Genomic DNA, 18,893 nt, shown 5'->3' on the forward strand with positions numbered 1-18,893 from the left:
AGCACTTTAAAAAGCCCTGAAGCTCGGCCCGAAGACCACGCAGGTCAAATTTCAGCGCGCGGCTTTCAGTTCGTCAAAGACACCCATTTTCTTCATCGAGCTCACCAGAGCGGTCAGTGCAATTACCCCGACGAAAAGGGCTGCAAGCACCATCGCGTAAGAAAGTTCCTGATCGGTTATGGAATCTGCCGCCACCCTGTAAAACTCGGTGGCCAACAGCGCGATCAGCGTCGACGACATCGTCGAGTAGTCCTTGGCAATAACGCGCCTCATATTGAATGCCATTCCTTCCGTGGATGCCGAGAATGCACTCAGCTTCAGCCCCCACCTGGGGACGTCCCGGCAGTACGCACTGTAGGCCTCCCCGAACTTGTCAGCCAAGAACTCCTCTTCGGCGTAAATGATGCACTGGTAGATAAACCCGAACAACAAGCATCCGACGGCAACGACCACTGGATTGCCGTGGAACAGGAAGAGCCCGGCGTAAATGAGCATGTTCCCAACGTACAGCGGGTTGCGGCAAACACCGAACATGCCTTCCGTGACCAGGTCCTTGGCATAGACCCGCTTATTCAGACCGCCACGCTTGATATAGGCATAACCGATCACGGTTGCGCGCAGTATCAAACCCGCGGATACAATGAGCAGTGCGGCGGCGTCTTTCCACCGTTCGAGCGTCGCACTGCCCAGAACCGTCGCGGCCGGCGGTGCAGCAACAAACAATGCGACGATGATGAGCGGAAACGCCTGGTTTCGATATTTGAAAAAGAAATTCCCGATCGACAGCATGAGATTCTTCATAGCACTTTGTCTCACTTAACCGCGACGATGCCGCAGAAATTATACCAACGGAAGAACACTTCCGTGCTCTTGAAGCCCACCTCCTTGAGCAATTGGGTGTTCTCCTCGAGGCGGTAAGGGATGAGGACGTTTTCCAGCGCCTCCCGCTTCTTCGATATTTCGGTCGAGGAGTATCCGTTACGCCGCTTGAAGTCGTAATAGTGGTCGATGAAAAGCCTGTTGAAGGTTGTGTCTTCGCTGGTCAACTTCTCGATCAGCAGCAGGCATCCGTGTTCGTTGAGACCGTCGTAGATCGTTTTCATGACCCGTTCGCGGAACAGCGGACGTACAAACTGTAAAGTTAACAACATCGTCACGACGCTGGCGTTTTCTACGGAGAAGCCGCGGTGAAGGTCGCCTGTGACGAGCTCGATAGATCGGTTTGTTCCCGACTCCTCGATCTTCTCAGCAGCTTTTTTGAGCATCTCGGGGGCATTGTCGATACCGACGAAGTCCACGTGGTTGTCGACGACGTGGTCGAGTGCGAGGAGCGTCGTGGCCGTCGAACAACCAATGTCGTAGAGGTTGGACTGAGGCTGAGCAAAGTCCCGGGCCAACTCGCAAACCATCCGCTGCATCTCTCCGTAGAACGGGACAGAGCGGCTGACCATGTCATCGAAGACATTCGCGACGGTGGAGTTGAATGAGAAATCCGCAACAGCATTGCCTTCGTCGGCAAACACCTCGTCACGTGAATTCGTATGCAGCACAAGACGGCTAGACTTATCGGTCATGTCCGCTCCAAATATATAGCAATGTCAAAAGGGCGTGCTTTTCCCCTGCACACCCGGCGTCCGCCGATTCTGTCATAATATTCTGACGGCTACCTGAAAGCGACGCCATTGACACCGCCGGGCGGAATGCTTCGACCGGTCCGCGCGAAGCCACAGAAAGACCGACCGTGCCCATGGTAATGAACCGAAGAACCGCCACTCCACGGAGGCGTTCCCCATCGCCGTGGTGATCCAGGCAGGTTCGAGAGGCAGGCCAACATCCTCAGCGCGTAGTCAACGAGATGCCCATCAGCCACCATATGAGACGATACCGCGTCCCCGATGTCGAAGTTGTCTTCGACGACAAGCACATTTACCCGATCGCGCTCCTTTCCGTTGTGTTGCTGTCGCGTGGAAACGATGCTCACGAATTTCGACTCCTGCATTTTGCGAATACGTCGAGCCGCTTGTCGTAAACCGACGTCTGCACATTCATCATGCCGAGCACGCTGTGGAACAGGTTGTCGTGAGACGTCGCGGCAAGTGCCTCTTCTCGGAGGCAAACCGTGTCCAGATCCATCGACTTACTGAAGTCGTTGTCAACCCACGTTAGGAACGGCACGTGTTTCTGCTGCGAGGGAGCAAACATGTACGCTGTTCCATGAAGGTAGAGCCCCTTCTCGCCGAGGGGCTCCCCATGATCGGACATGTAGATCAGGCCCGTCGCCATCTTGCCCGAACGGGACTTGAGGCGGTCGATAATAGTCGCGATGAAGTCGTCCGTATAGAGGATCGAATTGTCATAGGCATTGACGATCTCCCCGGTCTAACACTTGCCAAGCTCCGGGGTACGGCAGTCGGGAACGAACCTACCTTGATGTTCGGGACATCGTAGATAGTAAGCGGGTCCGTGGCTGCCCAGCTGATGGAGCACCAGAACGCTATCGCCTTTGACGTGGTCCAACCAGCCATCAACTTTGTTTAGGAAGATGCCGTCCAGGCACTCGCCTCCCCGGCAGAATTGCGGATCTTTCGAATTCGCCAAGTCGAGGTATTTGACACTATCAGCAACGCCCTTACCGCCCGACGAACAGGGCCAGCATCGCGAGGTACAACGAACCGCTTCCGCTTCCGAGATAGTCGGTTGCCTTCCGCCAGAACGTGTTGTTGCAGAATAGGACGATGTAGCAGCTTGTCAGTATGCAGAGCGGGATGCTTCCGATCCTCGGCCGCAGTGAGCTCATATGTCCGGGCATTTTCGTCAATTACACCACTCCACCGCAAACGCGCGTTTTGGAGACGGTTGCTGACAGTTACCTGAAACGGAAAAGGCGACGATGCGATTTTCGCGGCTGCCATCGCTGGAGCCCTTTGCGTCGCTCAACGGCAATGTCGCCGAGGGGATGAAACGGACACCGCCTGTACGAGGAATTGGCTGACGGCGACGCCTCCGCCCAGATTGGACGCCGTCATAAATGCCTTGCGATAGGTTCGATAAGGCGAGGAGCCGCGATCGCCAAAATGATGCCTGAGCTGAGCGTGGAGGCAAAGTCAAGGCCGATAAAGTGGAGGCCCGGCAGGAAGCCCAGCTAACGGATGGTCCCAATCTATGGCTGGTGCGATGAAGGAAATCCGTAAGGTCTCTCCCTAAGCCGTTATCAACGAATTGGGGCGTCTCTCTCGAGCTTTCGCGCGTACTCGGTCAACGGATAGCACAGGGCAAAGAAGATTGCAGCAACGAGGCCGTAAACCTTGAAGGGCTCGAACGTGGCGTTGTTGATCGCATTTGCTGTCCTCATCAGTTCCTCAAAGCCGAGAATGGACGTCAAGGCGGTACTCTTGATCAGCTGCACCAGAAACCCGACGGTCGGCGCGCGAGTTATCCGGAAAGCCTGTGGTAGGATGATAAGCCGAAGTTCCTGCAGGCGGTGCAGACCAAGGCTTGCGCCCGCGTCCCACTGGCCACGTGGAAGTGCCTCGACACCGCTGCGCCATATCTCGGCCAGATAGGCACTGGCATAAAGCGTCAGCCCGCACACGGCAGCCGTCCAAGGCTCAATCCGGAATCCCAACATGGGCAATCCAAAGAACATCAGGAAAAGCTGCATGAGCAGCGGTGTTCCCTGGAATAGCGCTATGTAGCCTGACGCGAGCCGCCGTGGCCAAAAGGACTGCGATATCCGAGCAAAGAGGATTGCCATGCCGACCGTTGCCCCGCCGAAAAAGGCGGCGATCGACAAGAGCACTGTCCAACGCGTCGCGAAGGCAAGATTGCGCAAAATATCCCAGAACGTGAACTCGATCATGATATTCCCGCTCCAAGGAACCGACGACCACCAGCGATCAGCAACCGCCTGAGGCTTGCCGACATGGCAAGATAGATCATGGTGACGACCAGATAAGTCTCAAATGAACGAAACGTGCGGGCCTGCAAAAGATCGGCCTCCTGCGCCAGTTCCCGAACGGAAATCTGCGAAACCACGGCTGATTCCAGCATCATGATAACGATCTGGCTTGTCAGGGCCGGGAAGATAACCTTTAGCGCCTGAGGCAAGACGACTTTAAAAAACACGTATCTCGGCTTCAGCCCCAGCGCCAGTGCCGCTTCGCTTTGCCCTTTCGGGATCGCATCCAGGCCGGCGCCTATGACCTCGGTCGTATAGGCCGCCATGTTGAGGGTCATGGCGAGTATTGCCGCTGTTACAGGATTGAGATGGATTCCAATGCTTGGAAGGCCAAAGAAGATGAAGAACAACTGGACAAGAAACGGCGTGTTTCGGATCACTTCAACATAGATGCCAACTGCCCGTCGCAACCAGCCGTACCGACCTCTTCGCACAGCAGCACCGAAGACACTGAGCCCCGTCCCGAAGACGGTGGTGCAGGCAATCAGGAAAAGTGTCATGCCCGCACCATATGCGAGCGCTCCCGCACCGCCCCAGAGCCAGTCGAAGCCAAGGCTATAGGACATCGCCAATCCTTTCACGGCGGGGAGCACTCATTTCGATCAATCCTTGAGATTTTCAGGGTTGAGTGGCGTCTTCAACCAGGCCTTCGAGCTTGCGTCGAGTTTCCCCTCGGAGATCATCTTGGCAACGACGTCATTGACCGTGCTCTTGAGACCCTCCTCGCCCTTGCGGAGGGCGATGTGCGAAGGCGACGTCAAGAGCTGGAACTTTTGCTCGGGTTTCAACGCGTCCTGGCGTGCCAGGACCTGCGCTCCAACATCGTTTCCGACCACCATCAACTCGGTTTGACCAGAAATGAAGGCCTGTATGACGGAATTGTAGTTTTCGAAGCGCTGGATCGTTGCCGATGCCGGTGCTGCGGCCGTCAACGAGGTGTCTTCGAGCGTGCCGCGGTTAACCGCAATCGTCTTGTCGGCGAGGTCATCCTTGCCTTTGATCGAGACAGCTGCCGGGCCTATGACCGCGATGTAGTACGGGGCGTAGGCAGCCGCAAAATCGATGACCTCGGCACGCTCCTTGGAAAAGCCGACGCTCATCAGAATATCGACACGCTTGTCGTTCAGATAGGCAATTCGGTTTTGTCCGGTGACGCTTACGAGGTTGAGCTTTACACCAAGACTGTCGGCAATGCTCTGAGCGACATCGACATCATATCCCTTGAGGCTCATGTCGGCGCTGGCCGACGAGAATGGAGGGAAATCAGAGAAAATGCCGACACTGATTTGGCCGGCGGCCTTGATGTCGGCGAGGTCGTCGGCATGTGCCGACAGCCCGACCAGAGTGAATGCGGCAGCAGCGGCGATGGTTCTTCCTAGTTTGCTCATATTCATTTTATGTTCCCTTTTTCTTGGTTCTGGATTTTGACGACAGATCCGACTGTTTCAGGCCGCCCGCTTGCGTGCGGACGGACTGAACATGGCAAGGCAAAGCAGTTCGAACAGCACCTGTGCGGCTATCTGGGCAGTATTGGTAGTCGCGTCATACTGCGGCGCGACCTCCACCACGTCGCCGCCGACGAGATTAACACCTCGGAAACCGCGCAGCATGGCGAGAACTTCTCTCGGAAGCAGTCCACCAACCTCCGGTGTTCCAGTTCCCGGCGCAAAGGCGGGATCCAGGCTATCGACATCAAAACTGATATATGTCGGGCCGGAACCGACAACCTCGAGGGCGCGCGCGATGACGGCCTTGATGCCCATCTCCGCGACTTCCTCGGCGTGTATAACCGTCATGCCCGAAGCGAACGAGAATTCCCAGAGGTATTCGGCTCCTCCTCGAATGCCGATCTGGATCGTTCTCTTGGGGTCGAGGACACCGGCGAGGACAGCCTCCCGGAACGGTGCGCCGTGATGGAACTTGGAGCCCTCATATGGCCCGGCCGTATCACAATGGGCATCGATGTGGATCATTCCAACGGGAGTACGGCTTGCAAATCCCTTGAGAATCGCGCCGGAAATGGAATGGTCACCCCCCACGGACAAGGGGATCACTCCGGTATTGGCGACCTTGCGGTAGCAGGCCTCGATGTCGGCGTGGCAACCGGCGAGATCAAAGCGGCTTTTCATCGGAACGTCACCGACATCAGCAACCTTGAGCTTGCCCATCGGCGCGACCCGAAGAACATGCTCGTAGGGTCCGACACGTTCGATCGCCCGGACAGCCCTCGGACCCAACCGTGATCCGGCTCGATTGGTTACGCCAAGGTCCATTGGCACACCGATAAGAGCTACATCAAGGGCCTCCAAAACCTCCGGCCTGATGCCGTTCTCGATGAAGGACGCGCCAAGGAAGGTCGCCGGATCGGCAAAAGGCCATTTGCGGCTGTCGCCATCCTTGAAGACGCTTGCCGCAACTTCGCGAAAGTGTGGATCCTGCATTTCACCGCCGGCGGCATTGCCGAAGCGACGGCGTAGGTCCTCCAGAAAATCCTGGTCAATCGTCAAGATAAGCTCCCCCGTTTGATCCGAGATGCCATCATTCGCCGAGCCAAAAGGCTTTACAACCTTGATATTTCGTGAGGGCCTATAACGATTTCTGATACTCCAGTCACTCCCATTGCAGCATTCAGCGGCCGGGCCGTTCAGAAAATCTTATAGTTCTTAGCGCGGGGGCGATAATGACATTACAGACGACGGCAAAGCTTTGGCCGTTGCGCATGAACTTCAGATCGTACAATGTCCAGGCTTAGCCGAAGACGGGGACCGTCGCACGGCTGGTTAACGCAGACGAAGAACCCGCCTAATGCTTGATCTCGATTCATACTTGTTGCGGGCGTTTCTGACGGTCGCCGAAATCGGCACTGTCAACGGCGCTGCTGCCAAATTGCACCGAACTCAAGCGGCAGTGAGCATGCAGATCCGCAAGCTCGAGGAGCTTGTCGGGGTAACGCTCTTTTCCCGGTCGTCCAAAGGACTTGACCTCACCGCTCACGGCCAGATCATGGTGGCCTACGCCCGAGAGATCGTGGTCCTGTCCGACGAGGTCGGCCGCAGGCTCACCGGAAAGATACTTCAAGGGCGCATCCGTCTCGGAGTCGTCGAGGACTTCGCCGCCAGTCGACTGATCAATATCCTTCGTGACTTCAGGGCTCAGAACCCCAAGATTGATATCGATATAATCGTCGAGCCCAACCGGCGTCTGGCAGAGATGTTTGAAGAAGGGAAACTCGATATCGTTGTTTGCGATATCACCGTCCTCAATCGGAAACCTATCCTGATCTGGACCGAGTATCTCACCTGGGTTGTCAGATCGGATTTCGTGGTCGACGCAAGCAGGCCGCTCCCGGTGATCATGTTTGATGAGAGCTGCCCCTGGAATGTCCGCACCATCGCGACGTTGTCGCAGCGGAACATAAAATGGAAGACGGCATGCGTTGCTTCCACGTTAGTCGCGATGGCAACGGCGGTAAGAGTCGGCATTGGCGTCGGTCCTGTGCTTGAAGCCACTATCCCCGAGGGATGTCGTGCGCTGGACAAGGCCGCCGACCTACCTGGCGCAGTGCGGATCGAGATTGGCTTCTATGCCCAGTCCGAGGCATCCGAGGGCGTCCGTTATCTCGTCGAGTTCGTGTCACGACACACCGCCATGGCGGACCGCCCATAACGACCCGTTATAGCCGCGAAAAATAAAACAGCCTGTTCAACTGGCGCGATGGCTGCAATCTGACCTTCGGCAGCAACCGGCATGCCAAGTGAAACAAGGATACCGGCCGATGGCTATCGAGCACTCGTCCGTGGACGAGGAAACGCCACTCCAAACAGTCCATATTGTCGGCCAGATCGCCAGCACCGCCGCGGGAGACAGCGTAAGTGCGCAAACGACCGAAATTCTTCATCGCATTGATGCCCTTCTCAAAGAGGCGGGCACCGACAGGGACGAACTGATTCAAGCTAACATCTGGCTTCGGGATCTCATGGGTTTTGACGAAATGAATGCCGTTTGGGAAGGATGGGTAGCTGCCGGCACGACACCTCGGAGAACCACTTTTGAAGATCAGACTCTGCCACGCTTGTGCGATATCCGCATAGACGTGATCGCCTGGCGGAAAACCGAAGAGTTCGCCTCGCCGTGAAGGTGTTGACGCCATGCCTATTGCAGTGACAGTCGTCGCAGGGACACAGTCGATACGTGGGCTCAGCTGCGGACTAAATTTGGTGACTGTTTCTAACCAGTGGTCACACGCGTGATCGTGCGTTCCTGCAGGAACAAACGACGTGTAACGGCATTTACCTTCTATCAATGGAGGAAATGCAATGCCCTATGAGCCTAATTCTGGTAAAGGCCTCGATCTTCGCACGACGCCACTTGCACGCCGAGGCGGAGCCTGGGGTCCCTGGATTGCTCTCGCCGCCATCATTTTGGTAGTCGCATTTGCATGGATCCAGTGGGGTGGCACGACAACCGACCCAACTTCAACTGCATCCACACCGCCCGCGATTTCTCGATCTATTCCGAAGCCAGTGGTTCCCGTAAGCCCGCCGGCCGGCGCTCCGGCAAATCCGTCTACCGGTACTCAGCCGTAAGGCCGCGACGATGGGATGGCCGCTTGGACCCATCGTGGCAGTTTGCTCGACCGTCACTTCACCTAAACCGTCGTCATTTTCCTCTGCCAGGAGTGGCCTGGATGGCGGTGACTTTGCCATCAGGCGATTAAAGTGAAAGCTCAAGAAAACAATTCAACCCGATATGACAATGGGCAAAAGGAATAGGCGGTTGAAAAGAGCTTGACGTGATGGGCCATCACGTCCGCATGTCTTTTACTCTCGGGGCGGGAGCGGGAACCAAATCATCGACAACATGCGGCCTCGGCAACCGCTCAGGAGAGCATGGTGACTATCGGCACTCGTTACCCGCCCACGGTGTCGCCGATCTCGAAGCGCGGAACGCCACATTATCCGCCAGGATCATCAGCAGCACCTTGGAAATCCCTTCGATTCAAGGCAAATTCAAGCCGCTCTAGTGTTTGGGGACGTTTCGATGGAAAACCACGAGCCATTTTTGCACGAGGCAATTGCACTTTCGAAATCCGCGGTAGAACACGGCGACGAACCGTTTGGGTCGCTGCTGGTCAAGGACGGCGACATAATCCTGCGCGCTGAAAACAGTGTCTATACCGACCACGACATGACCAACCACGCCGAGATGAATCTGGTTAAGCTGGCGGCAAAGCACTACGATAGTGCTTTTCTCGATCACTGCACGATTTACACCAGCACGGAGCCTTGCGCGATGTGCTCGGGGGCAATTTACTGGTCGGGTATCGGGCGCATGGTGTTTGCGTGCTCGGAAACGCGGCTTGGCGAGATCGCTGGGATCGGGTTGAACGTGCCGAGCCGGTCGATTTTGCAAACCGGCGCGCGCGTCGTCACCGTGGTTGGTCCGACGAACCTTCAAGACGAAGCCGCAAAAGTACATATGGAATTCTGGCCGAAGCATCTTGGCAGGGCATAGCTTCGTTGGGTGGTCATAATCCAATGGCGCAGACAGGGCCGCTTGCGGTTGATGACCCTTCGGATCACGCCAATAGTTGCGACAGTGGAAAAGTTCGCGCAGCTTTAAACGGCCAATTCATAACGCGATGCGCGGCAAGGATTGTGCGGCAAGCTAACAGCGGGAAGCAGACCACCCATCATCGAAGCGACACGGAAACACACCGTCAAGCTGCAAATTGATGGCAATGTCCTAAGTGCATTTTTCAGGTTTGGGAGGCGCACTGGGAGGTTGTCACCATCATCGGTGTTTTCGGCACCTATCTCGGGCACTAGAATGGTGCTGGCAAAGGCTCGCGCGTGCGGTTGGAGCGATTTTACAGGTAATCCGTCGCACTTAGGACGCCCATGCTTTCGACTGTGCACGGCCGCAATGATTGGGAAAAAGCTGGGCGTGCAAAGCCAGTGGATTGTGTTAGGACGACGTCTTCAAACGACACAGGTTCCCTAAACATGATTGAGCTTACCCCATCGCAGATTGCCGCATTAAAACTCGCCAAGGACGGAGATCTATATCCGCAACCGTCGAGTAAATAGACGCACCAGAATGCAACGGTGACTTACGCGAAGTCTGACCGCTGGAAGGAACGGCCCCAGAAAGTGAAGTCCGTAACAGCTAAAACTTTGGATGAGCTAAATGGACATGGCTTCCTAGAGCGGCGGCATCTCGACGATGACAACTCGAAAGACGTCTACGGGATCACGATGGCCGGGAAGGTCTGGCTACTTAAGAACAAGTAAGGCGCAGAGCGCCAGGCGACGACCGGTGTACCCGAGCGAGCGAGCATCACCTGGTAGGGACACCTTACGAATGCGTCCCGTCCCGAGAGGCTGCGATTGAATTACCGCGTGATTCGTTTCGGCGGATGGAACGGCAAGATATTCCGGTCTCCGCTGTTCCATTTTTCAAAACTGTAAACAGCCTAGGTGCCCCGCTTGTCAGCACTCCTGCGGGGGCACTTATTTTTGTCCCGCGCGATTGGAACATTCCCCAATTCCCGTGTTATGGCGGGTTCCTTCCCGCTGTTTCCTAGCGTCGAAACGTCCGATCTCGTCAACGGCCCGCTCTCCCCAAGGATACCGCGATTGGAATCTGATCACGGTGGCCCGTGAAGCCGGAAAGAATAACGACATCCTCGCAGTCGTTGGCACCGTCATCGCCGTGAGGACTTTACGCGACGGCACCTCCCATTTCCGGACGAAACGATGATTGCGCGTCTGACATATGTCTATAAGTCATCGCCTGAGATCGACGCCGTATTTCCGGCCGATCAAGGGACTTCGTGTTCAGCCACTACTCGCTATTCCGACAGTATCGACCAGATCATTCAATGGAGGCAGCAATGATAGCTCGCCACAATACAAGCGCGGATTGACACCCTCGGAAAACCCGCTTGTGGAGGAGCTCCTCTTGGCTCCGTCAGGGCTTCAGATCCAGCAGAGCGCGACCGCTGCCATCCATGGCGAACGGAACAGACTCATGCTGGTGGGCAACCAACCAACGGCCATTGCGCTTCACGAGCCCGAGCGTCTGCCGGAACCAGAGATCAACGTTTGTCCCCTCCGTCTTCGTACCCGTCATATGGACCAGCCCGCTCCAAAAGGCTACGTCGACGCCGATTGTCAGCTTTGCATCCTCGACCTCGCCGCCGATCGGACCATCCCAGGTGTCGCACCATGCTTGGAGACCAGCCTTATCCTTTCCGTGATGAACGAGGGGCGGCGCCAGCGAGAACTCGACAGAATCCTCAGCGTCATAGGACAATGCATCCTTGGCGTTTCTTTCCCTGATCGCGGTCGCGCGCATCATCAACATCGCGGCAATTGCTTCATCGTCGCTGGTGGGGGCTTTTTCATCGTTCATTCTGGATCCTCCTTTTTCTCATCAAGGACGAACAAGAGTCGAGCTAGCCGACACCGGCATTAAAGATTCATGGGATCGTGTGTGCGCGTCCTAGGCATGAGCGATCGAAAAGTGCCAACTACAGCTACTCGTCACTCATAGCGCGGGAGCAAAAGGCGGATGGTCGGTGCACCCGAGGCGGAAGATGGCGCGTTGACGCACGTCGCAGCCAGCCCGACATAGGTATCGATCAACGTCGTCCCCGTGTCGTAGTATGTCAGAAATCGGAAGGTTGAGCGCGAGGTTGATTGTCGTTGAGGTCAAGCGCAAATCAATCGTGCCCCACGAGTGCCGCCTTGCTCCGAACAACGCCCGCTTTAGCCGCAGATCAAGCGGGCGTTACAACGAGCCGGGATCGAGCCACGAAAGCGGAATCAAACACGGCAGTTATCGAGTTAATGCGCTTCAGCCGTCAGAAATCCCACCACACCGGAACCCAGCGAAATAGATCGTTAGCCGCCGCCACCCGGCCAACAGACGGGAATGGCAAATGCGTGGAGACAAGCCACGAGCCGTTCGTCGCAAGCTCGCGCATAAGGCGAAGCCGAACGCGGGTTGCTTCCTCCGGATCGTGTTCGAAGCCGTTATGCCATTCCGGGTGTTCGAACGAAACCGGGAATATGGCGTCGCCCGCGAACATCAGTCGTTCGCCACCTGACGTCAGGCGGACAACGCTGTGTCCTGGAGTATGGCCACCCGTGCGAGTGACAACGACGCCCGGTGCTACCTCGGCCTCGTCGATAAATGTTCGAAGGTGACTGCTGTATTCACCCAAGAATTCGAGAGACGCACGCCGTGCGAGTTCCACAAGTGGCGGCGGCATTGCCGTACGAGAGAAGTCGGGTGACTTCCAGAATTCGGCTTCTGCGGACGACACGTGAACCCTCAGGTCCGTACGCAGCCGTTCCTTCACGCCTTCAGCGAGCAATCCGCCAACGTGGTCGAAGTGCATGTGGGTGAGGACGACGTCGGTCACGGCCGCAAGATCGATTCCAGCCGCCTCCAGCCGCTGGACGAACAAGCCCGCCCGCGGGAAGTCCGGATATTCCTCCCCCAGACCGGTGTCTATCAGTATCGTCTGGCTGCCACTGCGCACGACAACAGCATTCAAAGCCCAGTCGAAAGCGTCTTTCGACAAGAACATGTCGTCCAGCCAAGCCGAACGGGTTGCTGGGTCGGCGTTGGTGGCCATTGACTCGGCCGGCGGCGTCAGCACGCCGTCGCTGATCACAAGTACGTCGATGTCGCCGACGCGCACTGCATAGCGCGAGGGGACCAGCTCGTCCTGCGGGTTACCGAGCATTGCCCCGGGGATCGATGTGGTGGTCGGTCTTGCTTCTACCGTCGACATGATAGGCTCCTGATTGGGTTGTTGAGAGCTGTCGGTCATAGGTCGCGATCGGAACCCTAGATCGGGGACGAGATGTGGTCGAGGTATGCTTAGGTTTGGGGGCTCATTTGGGACGACCGAGCGCCACGGCCTCAGTGACCATGCTTTCCTACAGAACCCACTGGCTGCCAAAGCCTTCGTCCCGCGTGATCAAAGGCAGGCGTTATCGACTGTCCTTTTCCCGACCGCCGTTACTAACCTTGGTATATCTATTTTTCTTTCTCGTAGGTCGCATACGATCCCTGCCGGTCATAGGCAGGATCAAAAGCGAAGGAGAAGCATGATGCGAAAGCTCGCGACCTTTTTGTTTTGCTCGGCGCTGATTGCAGTACCGGCCGCCGCGGCAGACAAACCTCACAACGCCAAAGTCTCCGTGGTCTTCGACCACCCCCTCCCCAACGTGCCCGGCAAGAGCATGCGCGGCGTGCTCGTCGAATATGGGCCGGGTGGGCATAACCCGTCGCATACCCATGCCAAGAGCGCATTCATCTACGCCACCGTCATCGAGGGCGAGATCAAGAGCCAGCTCAACGACGGTAAGGTGACAATCTACAAGACCGGCGAAAATTGGATCGAAGTCCCCGGCGACCACCACCAGGTCAGCGCCAATGCCAGCGATACGAAGCCTGCCAAAATTCTCGCTGTCTTCGTTGTCGACACTGGCGAAACGAAACTTACAATACCCGACGGCGCTACCGATTAGGGTTACGAGCGTTACGGCTCAACCCGACTCTACTCTGATCGTGGGCGGCCGCATCCGAACTTTGATGTGCCGCCCCCAAGAAGGTATGGACCCATGAAAATCGTCATCGTCGGGGGCTCCGGCCTGATCGGGACGAAAGTTGCCGAGCGCCTGCGAAAACGCAGGCACGAGGTAGTACAGTCCTCTCCGTCTACCGGTGTCAACACTCTAACGGGCGAAGGTCTCGACAGCGCGCTCGCTGGCGCAAACGTCGTAATAGACGTCACAAACTCCGCCTCCTGGGAACCGAGCGCCGTGCTTTCGTTCTTCGAGACATCAACGACCAATCTGCTCAAGGCTGAGCGTGCCGCCGGAGTTCGCCACCATGTCGCGCTCTCCATCGTCGGGATCGAGCGATCTCCGGAGAACGGCTACTTCAGGGCGAAACTCGCACAGGAAGCGCTTATAAAGAAGGATGGCGCTCCCTATACGATCGTGCGGTCGACGCAGTTTCTCGAATTTCTGGGAGGCATCGCTGATAGCGCTACGGTCGACGGAACCGTCCACGTGTCTCATGGCGCGTTCCAACCGATAGCCGCCGACGAGGTTGCAGGCTTCGTCGCGGAAGTGGCGACCGCTACCGCCGAGAACCGAACGATAGAAGTCGCCGGACCCGAGAAAAAACCGATGAGTGACTTCGTGATCGAATATCTCGCTTCCATCGGCGATAATCGGAAGGTTCTTGTCGATCCTCAGGCGCGGTACTTCGGCACACTGGTCGATGACCGGGCACTGGTGCCGTTAGACATCGCCAAGCTCGGAACGCTCGACTTCAGGACGTGGCACGCGCAACGCTCACAAGCCGCGGCCTGAGTCAGATAAATCCAGCCGCCGGGCGCGTAAGACCGTGACCGACGGCGGCTCCCAACATCCTGACGAACTCCATCAACGCTTTCGATGAGACATTCCGTAGTGGTATAGCCAAGCTGGCGGCCCACTACATGAACCACGGCGTCAGCGACCAAGCCGCTGCGACTCACAAGGCTATCGCGACCATCGCCCTCAGGGGAGCGGCGCTCGTCGCTGCATTGCTAGCGTCGCTCCTGCTGAAGAAGCCGGGCCAGCCTTCCGCGGGTGGTGGAGCACACTGAGACGCCTCGGCCGAAATAAGTCAGCCAGAGGCCAAAACTGCACGAAACGTGATTTCGATGAGCTGCTCGGGGAAGGCGAGCCGTGAAATTCCGATCAAGTTGCTGGCGCACTGCGGCTGCTCTGTCGCGTACACTTCTTTCCGGACCTTTCCGGCAACCGCGAAGGCGGCATCGACGTCCAGAACGAACAGGGTTTCCTCGACCACATTGTCAAGCGTAGCTCCGAATTTTTCGAGGAGTACAGCGGCGTTGGCGTAGGTTTGCCGCATCTGAGGTTCCATATTCGAAAAGTTCAAAGGACGACCGGATGCATCGAGTTTGGCAGGAGCGACGAGGTTGCCGTCGCTGTCGTGGCTGAGCTGCCCGGAAAGATAAACGATATCCTTGACTTGGATCGCTTGGCAGTAGCCATAGGCCGATTCCCAGGGAACTCCGAAGTTGACGGTCTTCTTAGACGGTTTCATGACATCTCCTTCTCATTCCCGGGAATTGGGCCATCGCTTAGAACACTATCTCGCTGGCCCGCCCGACAGAGGCAGGAACAGTGTTGCGCGCGTACCGATGCCCAGCTCGCTGTGAAGATGAAACCGTCCTCCGATTTCATCGGCAAAATGACCGACGATCGTCAGGCCGAGGCCCCCAAGTCCAGTAGCTTTCGTAGTGAAAAACGGCTCGACAGCACGCCGGAGGGTCTCGTGTTCCATGCCAATGCCATTGTCGACAACGCGAAGTTCCACGGCTCTTGCGCCGGAACGATGGTTAGTCGAAGCTTCAATTGAAATCGTTCCGCCCGTTGGCAATGCTTCGCGGGCGTTCGCTAGTAGTTGGATAACGGCGTCGCGAAGTCGGTCGCGCGAGCAACTCACGCGGGGAATGGCTGAGCGTGCAACGATATCCAGGTTGATATCTGGACCCATCATCGTTTCGACCTCCAGCGCGATTTCTGTGAGAAGGTCGGCGACCTCGCACTCCCCTGGTTCGATGCCGGGTAAAGAAGAGATCAGGGAAGCCGAGTTGGCGGGATTGTTGTCCATCTCCATAACCTCTTTCAGGAACCTCCATATCGAGCCGCTTTGAGCGACTGTGATATCCTTCGTACGGCGCGGGCGCGGCCTCAACAAGTAAACTGAAGTTGGGGTATTCTCCTTCCAAGGTTTGGTAGCGGCACACCATAGGACGCTTTTCATGCGGCACGGCTGTAACGTTGAAGATCAGTTCCTTCTGCGTATAATACGCCATCCCTTCAACAAGCCGCCTGATCGCCAAACCGAGCGAAAGGTGGGCTTTAGTGTTTGTTTGACCGGAGGAGCCAATGTCTGAAGGCAAGGCGCTGTCGAGGGTTGATTTATCCGGAAGCGAGCGCGATTTTGCGGAGCTGCGTGACCTTGTGGAAGCGTTGCCTGGCCATGTGTGGTCAACGGATTCGGCTGGCCAGTTCACCTATAGCAACCCCAGTATGCAAGAGTTCTTCGCTGTCGGGTCTTCGAACGAAGAGTTTGACTGGCTGTCTCGGGTCCATCCGGACGACCGCGAAGCCGCGACCGCCAAGTGGCGACATTCGCTGCATACCGGTGACAATTTCGAGAGCGAGCATCGTTTGCGGGGCGCAGACGGTGAATATCGATGGTTTCGTAGCGAGGGACGGCCATCGAGGGACACATACCACCGGGTAACGGCGTGGCACGGTCAGAACGTCGATATCGAGGATCAAAAGGCGGAGCTGAAGGCGCGTACAGTCGAGCTATCCTTACTCGTCGATATGGTTCCAAGTCATTTGTGGCGGTTGACGCCTGACGGAACGACGACCCTGGTCAACAAGCGCATGGCCGATTTTCTTGGCCTTGATTTGTCCAACGTAAGTTCACTCGAGTCCGTTATGGACACAATTTTCCATCCGGATGACGTCGAGGCCGTTGGTACCGAGCTTACCCGCTGCCTGGCATCCGGGGACAGATTCTCAATGCGGTATCGTCTTCTTCGCGCGGACGGCGCTTATCGGTGGATGTCGGGTCGCGCGGAACCCTTGCGGGATCAGGACGGCAATATAGTCCAATGGTTCGGCCTATGCCACGACATCGAGGATCAGATACAGGCGACGGCGGCGCTGCGCCGATCAGCGGAAAAGCTGGCGCAGGCAACGCAAGCTGCCAACCTGTCACAGCTTTCGGCGTCTATCGCCCACGAAATCAATCAGCCGCTTGCAGCGATCGCCGCTGATTCCGAGGCCTGCTGGCGATGGCTGTCGATCGACCCACCGAACGTAGAGAGGGGCAGGCGTGCTGCGGAACGTATCACCGCGGACGTTGGCGCGGTCACGGATGTGGTCGGTCGAATCCGCGCCCTGTTCGAGCACAGGCCCCAAACGCGAACAGTCGAGGACTTGAACCATCTGATCGACGAGGTTTTGAGTCTCATGTCGGACGAAATTGCCGCCACAACAACCCGTATCGATACTGAACTCGATCCAACGCTTCTGCAGGTTTTAGTCGATCGCGTCCAAGTGCAACAGATTTTGGTGAACCTGATCCGGAACGGAATTCAGGCGATGGACAGCACGAACCCCTTGAGGAAGCTGAGGATAAAAACAGATCGAGATGGTCCCAAGGCCGTTGTCATCTCCGTTGAGGATTCCGGGAGCGGCTTCAGCGATCCTGACCGCGTTTTCGAGCCGTTCTTCACGACGAAGAGCACGGGGATGGGGATGGGACTCCCGATTTGCCGCTCAATGGTGGAATCCCACGGGGGCCGTCTTTGGGTAAAAAACAACGAGACGGTGGGCGCGACTGTCGCGTTCACTTTGCCGATCGAGGTGTTCGACTAGACAGGTCTAATGCCACCGAGCTTGGCAGGTGCTCGGGAAGGTTCCGACCGTTGTACCCGCGTCCTATTGTGTACATGGCCAGCACCCAGGCGGCAGCGATCATCGCGCTGGAAACCGCCGCCAAGCTCGCATAGCCGGAAGCCCCGATCACGACACCCGCAACAACAGGACCTGCTGCAAATCCGAGGAGATTTGCAGAACCTGCCGCTGCCGCCCACCGTCCGCTGGGATCGAGCGCGGCAGCCAGGCCGAATAGATACGGCAGCGAGAAGTAGTAAAGGACGGCCGATACAATGACCGCGACACTGTAAGCCACCGGGTCAGGCCAGAGGCAGAGCGCCAAGACGACGAGGATGTAACCAACGCAGAACCCCGTGATGGGAATTGCCCTGCCCCAGCGGACGTGAAGCACCGTGGCCGCACCTGCTCCCACCAGCCCAACGAGTGTGGACGCAGTCAGTATGTATCCGACCGCGCTGGTATCAAGGCCGACCCGTTCGCCCAGTGGTCCGCTAAAAGCGAACAGCCCGGCGGAAACGGCCACGTACAGAACGATTGCGGCAAAAAGCAAAATTCCGAGCAGCGGCTTGGTTGCGGCCACACTGGTACTGCCGTCCTTCACTGCGCGGACGTCGGGGACGAGCAAAAGTAGCGGTGCGAATGCAAGGGATGTTGCCGCAAGGAGAGTGAAAATGCCACGATGTGCGAACGCGGCGGTGACTTCACCTCCGACGCTGAAGAGCGCAGCGCTTCCTATCGCCCAGACGAGTTGGAAATAGCCGAAAATCTTTTCGGGGTTCCGGGAGTGAGAAGCTACGATACTGAGCGAAATCGCGTAGAGAACCCCCTCCCCGATGCCCGCCAATCCACGCAAAAGCAAGAGCCAGCTCCATCCGGCGGCGAAGATCGATGCGCCTTGCGCAGAAAGCGTTAAAACAATCGCGAATAGGCTGGTCCGTCTATAGGAAAACCGCGACAAGAACGGTGCGATCAAGGTCGCGGCAGTCGCGAGAGACAGCAATTCGACGGACGCAACGAAACCCGCATCGCGCTCCGACAGCGAGAGACCGTCGATCAATCCAGCGACAACAAATGGCGACATTTGAGGGACGAGTCCGCCGATGATCTGGGCGGCTGTCGCGCCGGTCACCAGAGAGGCAGAATCGCGAGATTTGGCGGCATCGCCTGAAACATCGCCCATATTCGGCGGTTCCCCGACCGCGTCTGTTGTCGGCCGGCACCCTACCCCGTCATTGGGCAGGTGTAAATTAGACGACCACACCGTTGTCAGCTCGTCGGCGTTTTCCCGATCTGCACATCCATATCACTAGCCTCTATCGCCGCCCCGAATGCCCTTACTAAATGCGCATGCACCGGTTTCATGAATTGACCGGAGGCCGCCGATCGACTATCTCGCAGCCGCCGTGCTCATATGC

17 protein-coding genes and 3 pseudogenes are annotated in these 18,893 nt (G+C 57.1%); 8 read left to right on the forward strand and 12 right to left on the reverse strand.

What is annotated here, in order from left to right; genetic code table 11:
- Nucleotides 1–51: 51 nt before the first annotated feature.
- The 7 genes and pseudogenes from RHIBUN_RS0110720 to speB all read right to left on the reverse strand — a co-directional run bounded on the left by RHIBUN_RS0110720 (nucleotide 52) and on the right by speB (nucleotide 6,465).
- Nucleotides 52–801 carry an isoprenylcysteine carboxylmethyltransferase family protein gene (locus RHIBUN_RS0110720; RefSeq protein ID WP_025659564.1) on the reverse strand — a complete coding sequence of 250 codons (750 nt, stop codon included), beginning with the start codon at nucleotides 799–801 and terminating at the stop codon, nucleotides 52–54.
- 11 nt (nucleotides 802–812) lie between these two features.
- A complete protein-coding gene (gene cmoA, locus RHIBUN_RS0110725) occupies nucleotides 813–1,574 on the reverse strand; it encodes a carboxy-S-adenosyl-L-methionine synthase CmoA (RefSeq protein WP_025659565.1) in 762 nt (253 codons plus the stop codon).
- A gap of 403 nt (nucleotides 1,575–1,977) precedes the next feature.
- Nucleotides 1,978–2,643, reverse strand: a pseudogene (locus tag RHIBUN_RS33290) (sulfatase-like hydrolase/transferase); the annotation flags it as partial.
- Nucleotides 2,644–3,211: 568 nt separating this feature from the next.
- Complete coding sequence (locus RHIBUN_RS0110745) at nucleotides 3,212–3,859, reverse strand: amino acid ABC transporter permease (RefSeq protein ID WP_025659568.1); 648 nt, start codon at nucleotides 3,857–3,859, stop codon at nucleotides 3,212–3,214.
- Complete coding sequence (locus tag RHIBUN_RS0110750; protein WP_025659569.1) at nucleotides 3,856–4,524, reverse strand: amino acid ABC transporter permease; 669 nt, start codon at nucleotides 4,522–4,524, stop codon at nucleotides 3,856–3,858. Before RHIBUN_RS0110750 ends, RHIBUN_RS0110745 begins: the two co-directional genes overlap by 4 nt.
- Before the next feature lie 36 nt (nucleotides 4,525–4,560).
- Nucleotides 4,561–5,352: a transporter substrate-binding domain-containing protein gene (locus tag RHIBUN_RS0110755; protein WP_025659570.1), complete on the reverse strand. Its 792-nt coding sequence runs from the start codon at nucleotides 5,350–5,352 to the stop codon at nucleotides 4,561–4,563.
- 51 nt (nucleotides 5,353–5,403) lie between these two features.
- On the reverse strand, nucleotides 5,404–6,465 hold the full coding sequence (gene speB, locus RHIBUN_RS0110760) for an agmatinase (protein ID WP_025659571.1): 1,062 nt from the start codon (nucleotides 6,463–6,465) through the stop codon (nucleotides 5,404–5,406).
- 298 nt (nucleotides 6,466–6,763) lie between these two features.
- On the opposite strand from speB, the gene RHIBUN_RS0110765 reads away from it, so the two are divergent.
- From RHIBUN_RS0110765 to RHIBUN_RS33295, 4 genes and pseudogenes are all read left to right on the forward strand, one after another.
- Nucleotides 6,764–7,624 (forward strand): LysR substrate-binding domain-containing protein, encoded by an 861-nt coding sequence (locus RHIBUN_RS0110765; RefSeq protein ID WP_025659572.1) that lies wholly within the window; start codon nucleotides 6,764–6,766, stop codon nucleotides 7,622–7,624.
- A 109-nt stretch (nucleotides 7,625–7,733) separates the two neighbouring features.
- On the forward strand, nucleotides 7,734–8,093 hold the full coding sequence (locus RHIBUN_RS0110770; RefSeq protein ID WP_025659573.1) for a Rid family hydrolase: 360 nt from the start codon (nucleotides 7,734–7,736) through the stop codon (nucleotides 8,091–8,093).
- Nucleotides 8,094–8,998: 905 nt separating this feature from the next.
- Nucleotides 8,999–9,472, forward strand: a complete 474-nt coding sequence (locus RHIBUN_RS0110775) for a nucleoside deaminase (protein WP_025659574.1) — start codon at nucleotides 8,999–9,001, stop codon at nucleotides 9,470–9,472.
- Between the two features lie 491 nt (nucleotides 9,473–9,963).
- A pseudogene (locus tag RHIBUN_RS33295) lies at nucleotides 9,964–10,251 on the forward strand (hypothetical protein).
- A gap of 679 nt (nucleotides 10,252–10,930) precedes the next feature.
- On the opposite strand, the gene RHIBUN_RS0110785 reads toward RHIBUN_RS33295, so the two are convergent.
- Together RHIBUN_RS0110785 and RHIBUN_RS0110790 are read right to left on the reverse strand one after the other, a co-directional pair.
- The gene (locus RHIBUN_RS0110785) at nucleotides 10,931–11,374 is read right to left on the reverse strand and encodes a nuclear transport factor 2 family protein (protein WP_025659575.1); all 444 of its coding nucleotides are present in this window, start codon (nucleotides 11,372–11,374) and stop codon (nucleotides 10,931–10,933) included.
- A 451-nt stretch (nucleotides 11,375–11,825) separates the two neighbouring features.
- Nucleotides 11,826–12,764 carry an MBL fold metallo-hydrolase gene (locus RHIBUN_RS0110790; protein WP_025659576.1) on the reverse strand — a complete coding sequence of 313 codons (939 nt, stop codon included), beginning with the start codon at nucleotides 12,762–12,764 and terminating at the stop codon, nucleotides 11,826–11,828.
- A 322-nt stretch (nucleotides 12,765–13,086) separates the two neighbouring features.
- Between RHIBUN_RS0110790 and RHIBUN_RS0110795 the strand changes: the two genes are divergently transcribed.
- From RHIBUN_RS0110795 to RHIBUN_RS36365, 3 genes and pseudogenes are all read left to right on the forward strand, one after another.
- A complete protein-coding gene (locus tag RHIBUN_RS0110795; protein WP_025659577.1) occupies nucleotides 13,087–13,506 on the forward strand; it encodes a cupin domain-containing protein in 420 nt (139 codons plus the stop codon).
- A 93-nt stretch (nucleotides 13,507–13,599) separates the two neighbouring features.
- Nucleotides 13,600–14,358 (forward strand): SDR family oxidoreductase, encoded by a 759-nt coding sequence (locus tag RHIBUN_RS0110800; RefSeq protein WP_025659578.1) that lies wholly within the window; start codon nucleotides 13,600–13,602, stop codon nucleotides 14,356–14,358.
- Nucleotides 14,359–14,411: 53 nt separating this feature from the next.
- Nucleotides 14,412–14,636, forward strand: a pseudogene (locus RHIBUN_RS36365) (EmrB/QacA family drug resistance transporter); the annotation flags it as partial.
- Nucleotides 14,637–14,656: 20 nt separating this feature from the next.
- On the opposite strand, the gene RHIBUN_RS0110810 reads toward RHIBUN_RS36365, so the two are convergent.
- Together RHIBUN_RS0110810 and RHIBUN_RS33300 are read right to left on the reverse strand one after the other, a co-directional pair.
- Entirely contained in the window at nucleotides 14,657–15,100 is a 444-nt protein-coding gene (locus RHIBUN_RS0110810) for a Rid family hydrolase (protein WP_025659579.1), read from the reverse strand.
- Between the two features lie 45 nt (nucleotides 15,101–15,145).
- Nucleotides 15,146–15,670, reverse strand: a complete 525-nt coding sequence (locus RHIBUN_RS33300) for an ATP-binding protein (RefSeq protein WP_198021141.1) — start codon at nucleotides 15,668–15,670, stop codon at nucleotides 15,146–15,148.
- A gap of 278 nt (nucleotides 15,671–15,948) precedes the next feature.
- Between RHIBUN_RS33300 and RHIBUN_RS33305 the strand changes: the two genes are divergently transcribed.
- The gene (locus RHIBUN_RS33305; RefSeq protein WP_037215621.1) at nucleotides 15,949–17,457 is read left to right on the forward strand and encodes a PAS domain-containing protein; all 1,509 of its coding nucleotides are present in this window, start codon (nucleotides 15,949–15,951) and stop codon (nucleotides 17,455–17,457) included.
- Here the strand turns inward: RHIBUN_RS33305 and RHIBUN_RS0110825 are convergent.
- Nucleotides 17,429–18,658, reverse strand: a complete 1,230-nt coding sequence (locus RHIBUN_RS0110825; protein WP_025659581.1) for an MFS transporter — start codon at nucleotides 18,656–18,658, stop codon at nucleotides 17,429–17,431. The genes RHIBUN_RS33305 and RHIBUN_RS0110825 overlap by 29 nt on opposite strands.
- Nucleotides 18,659–18,893 lie beyond the last annotated feature (235 nt).

The sequence above is a fragment of the Rhizobium sp. IBUN genome (genome assembly GCF_000510625.1).
Taxonomy (GTDB): Bacteria; Pseudomonadota; Alphaproteobacteria; order Rhizobiales; family Rhizobiaceae; genus Rhizobium; species Rhizobium altiplani.

Bases quoted from the DNA above. Each gene is read 5' to 3' on its own strand.
- RHIBUN_RS33305 (WP_037215621.1), top strand. From the start codon at position 15,949: ATGTCTGAAGGCAAGGCGCTGTCGAGGGTTGATTTATCCGGAAGCGAG.
- RHIBUN_RS0110775 (WP_025659574.1), top strand. From the start codon at position 8,999: ATGGAAAACCACGAGCCATTTTTGCACGAGGCAATTGCACTTTCGAAA.
- RHIBUN_RS0110750 (WP_025659569.1), bottom strand. From the start codon at position 4,524: ATGTCCTATAGCCTTGGCTTCGACTGGCTCTGGGGCGGTGCGGGAGCG.
- RHIBUN_RS0110825 (WP_025659581.1), bottom strand. From the start codon at position 18,658: ATGGGCGATGTTTCAGGCGATGCCGCCAAATCTCGCGATTCTGCCTCT.
- RHIBUN_RS33300 (WP_198021141.1), bottom strand. From the start codon at position 15,670: ATGGACAACAATCCCGCCAACTCGGCTTCCCTGATCTCTTCTTTACCC.
- RHIBUN_RS0110810 (WP_025659579.1), bottom strand. From the start codon at position 15,100: ATGAAACCGTCTAAGAAGACCGTCAACTTCGGAGTTCCCTGGGAATCG.
- RHIBUN_RS0110800 (WP_025659578.1), top strand. From the start codon at position 13,600: ATGAAAATCGTCATCGTCGGGGGCTCCGGCCTGATCGGGACGAAAGTT.
- RHIBUN_RS0110790 (WP_025659576.1), bottom strand. From the start codon at position 12,764: ATGTCGACGGTAGAAGCAAGACCGACCACCACATCGATCCCCGGGGCA.
- RHIBUN_RS0110765 (WP_025659572.1), top strand. From the start codon at position 6,764: ATGCTTGATCTCGATTCATACTTGTTGCGGGCGTTTCTGACGGTCGCC.
- RHIBUN_RS0110795 (WP_025659577.1), top strand. From the start codon at position 13,087: ATGCGAAAGCTCGCGACCTTTTTGTTTTGCTCGGCGCTGATTGCAGTA.
- RHIBUN_RS0110720 (WP_025659564.1), bottom strand. From the start codon at position 801: ATGAAGAATCTCATGCTGTCGATCGGGAATTTCTTTTTCAAATATCGA.
- RHIBUN_RS0110745 (WP_025659568.1), bottom strand. From the start codon at position 3,859: ATGATCGAGTTCACGTTCTGGGATATTTTGCGCAATCTTGCCTTCGCG.
- cmoA (WP_025659565.1), bottom strand. From the start codon at position 1,574: ATGACCGATAAGTCTAGCCGTCTTGTGCTGCATACGAATTCACGTGAC.
- RHIBUN_RS0110770 (WP_025659573.1), top strand. From the start codon at position 7,734: ATGGCTATCGAGCACTCGTCCGTGGACGAGGAAACGCCACTCCAAACA.
- RHIBUN_RS0110755 (WP_025659570.1), bottom strand. From the start codon at position 5,352: ATGAATATGAGCAAACTAGGAAGAACCATCGCCGCTGCTGCCGCATTC.
- RHIBUN_RS0110785 (WP_025659575.1), bottom strand. From the start codon at position 11,374: ATGAACGATGAAAAAGCCCCCACCAGCGACGATGAAGCAATTGCCGCG.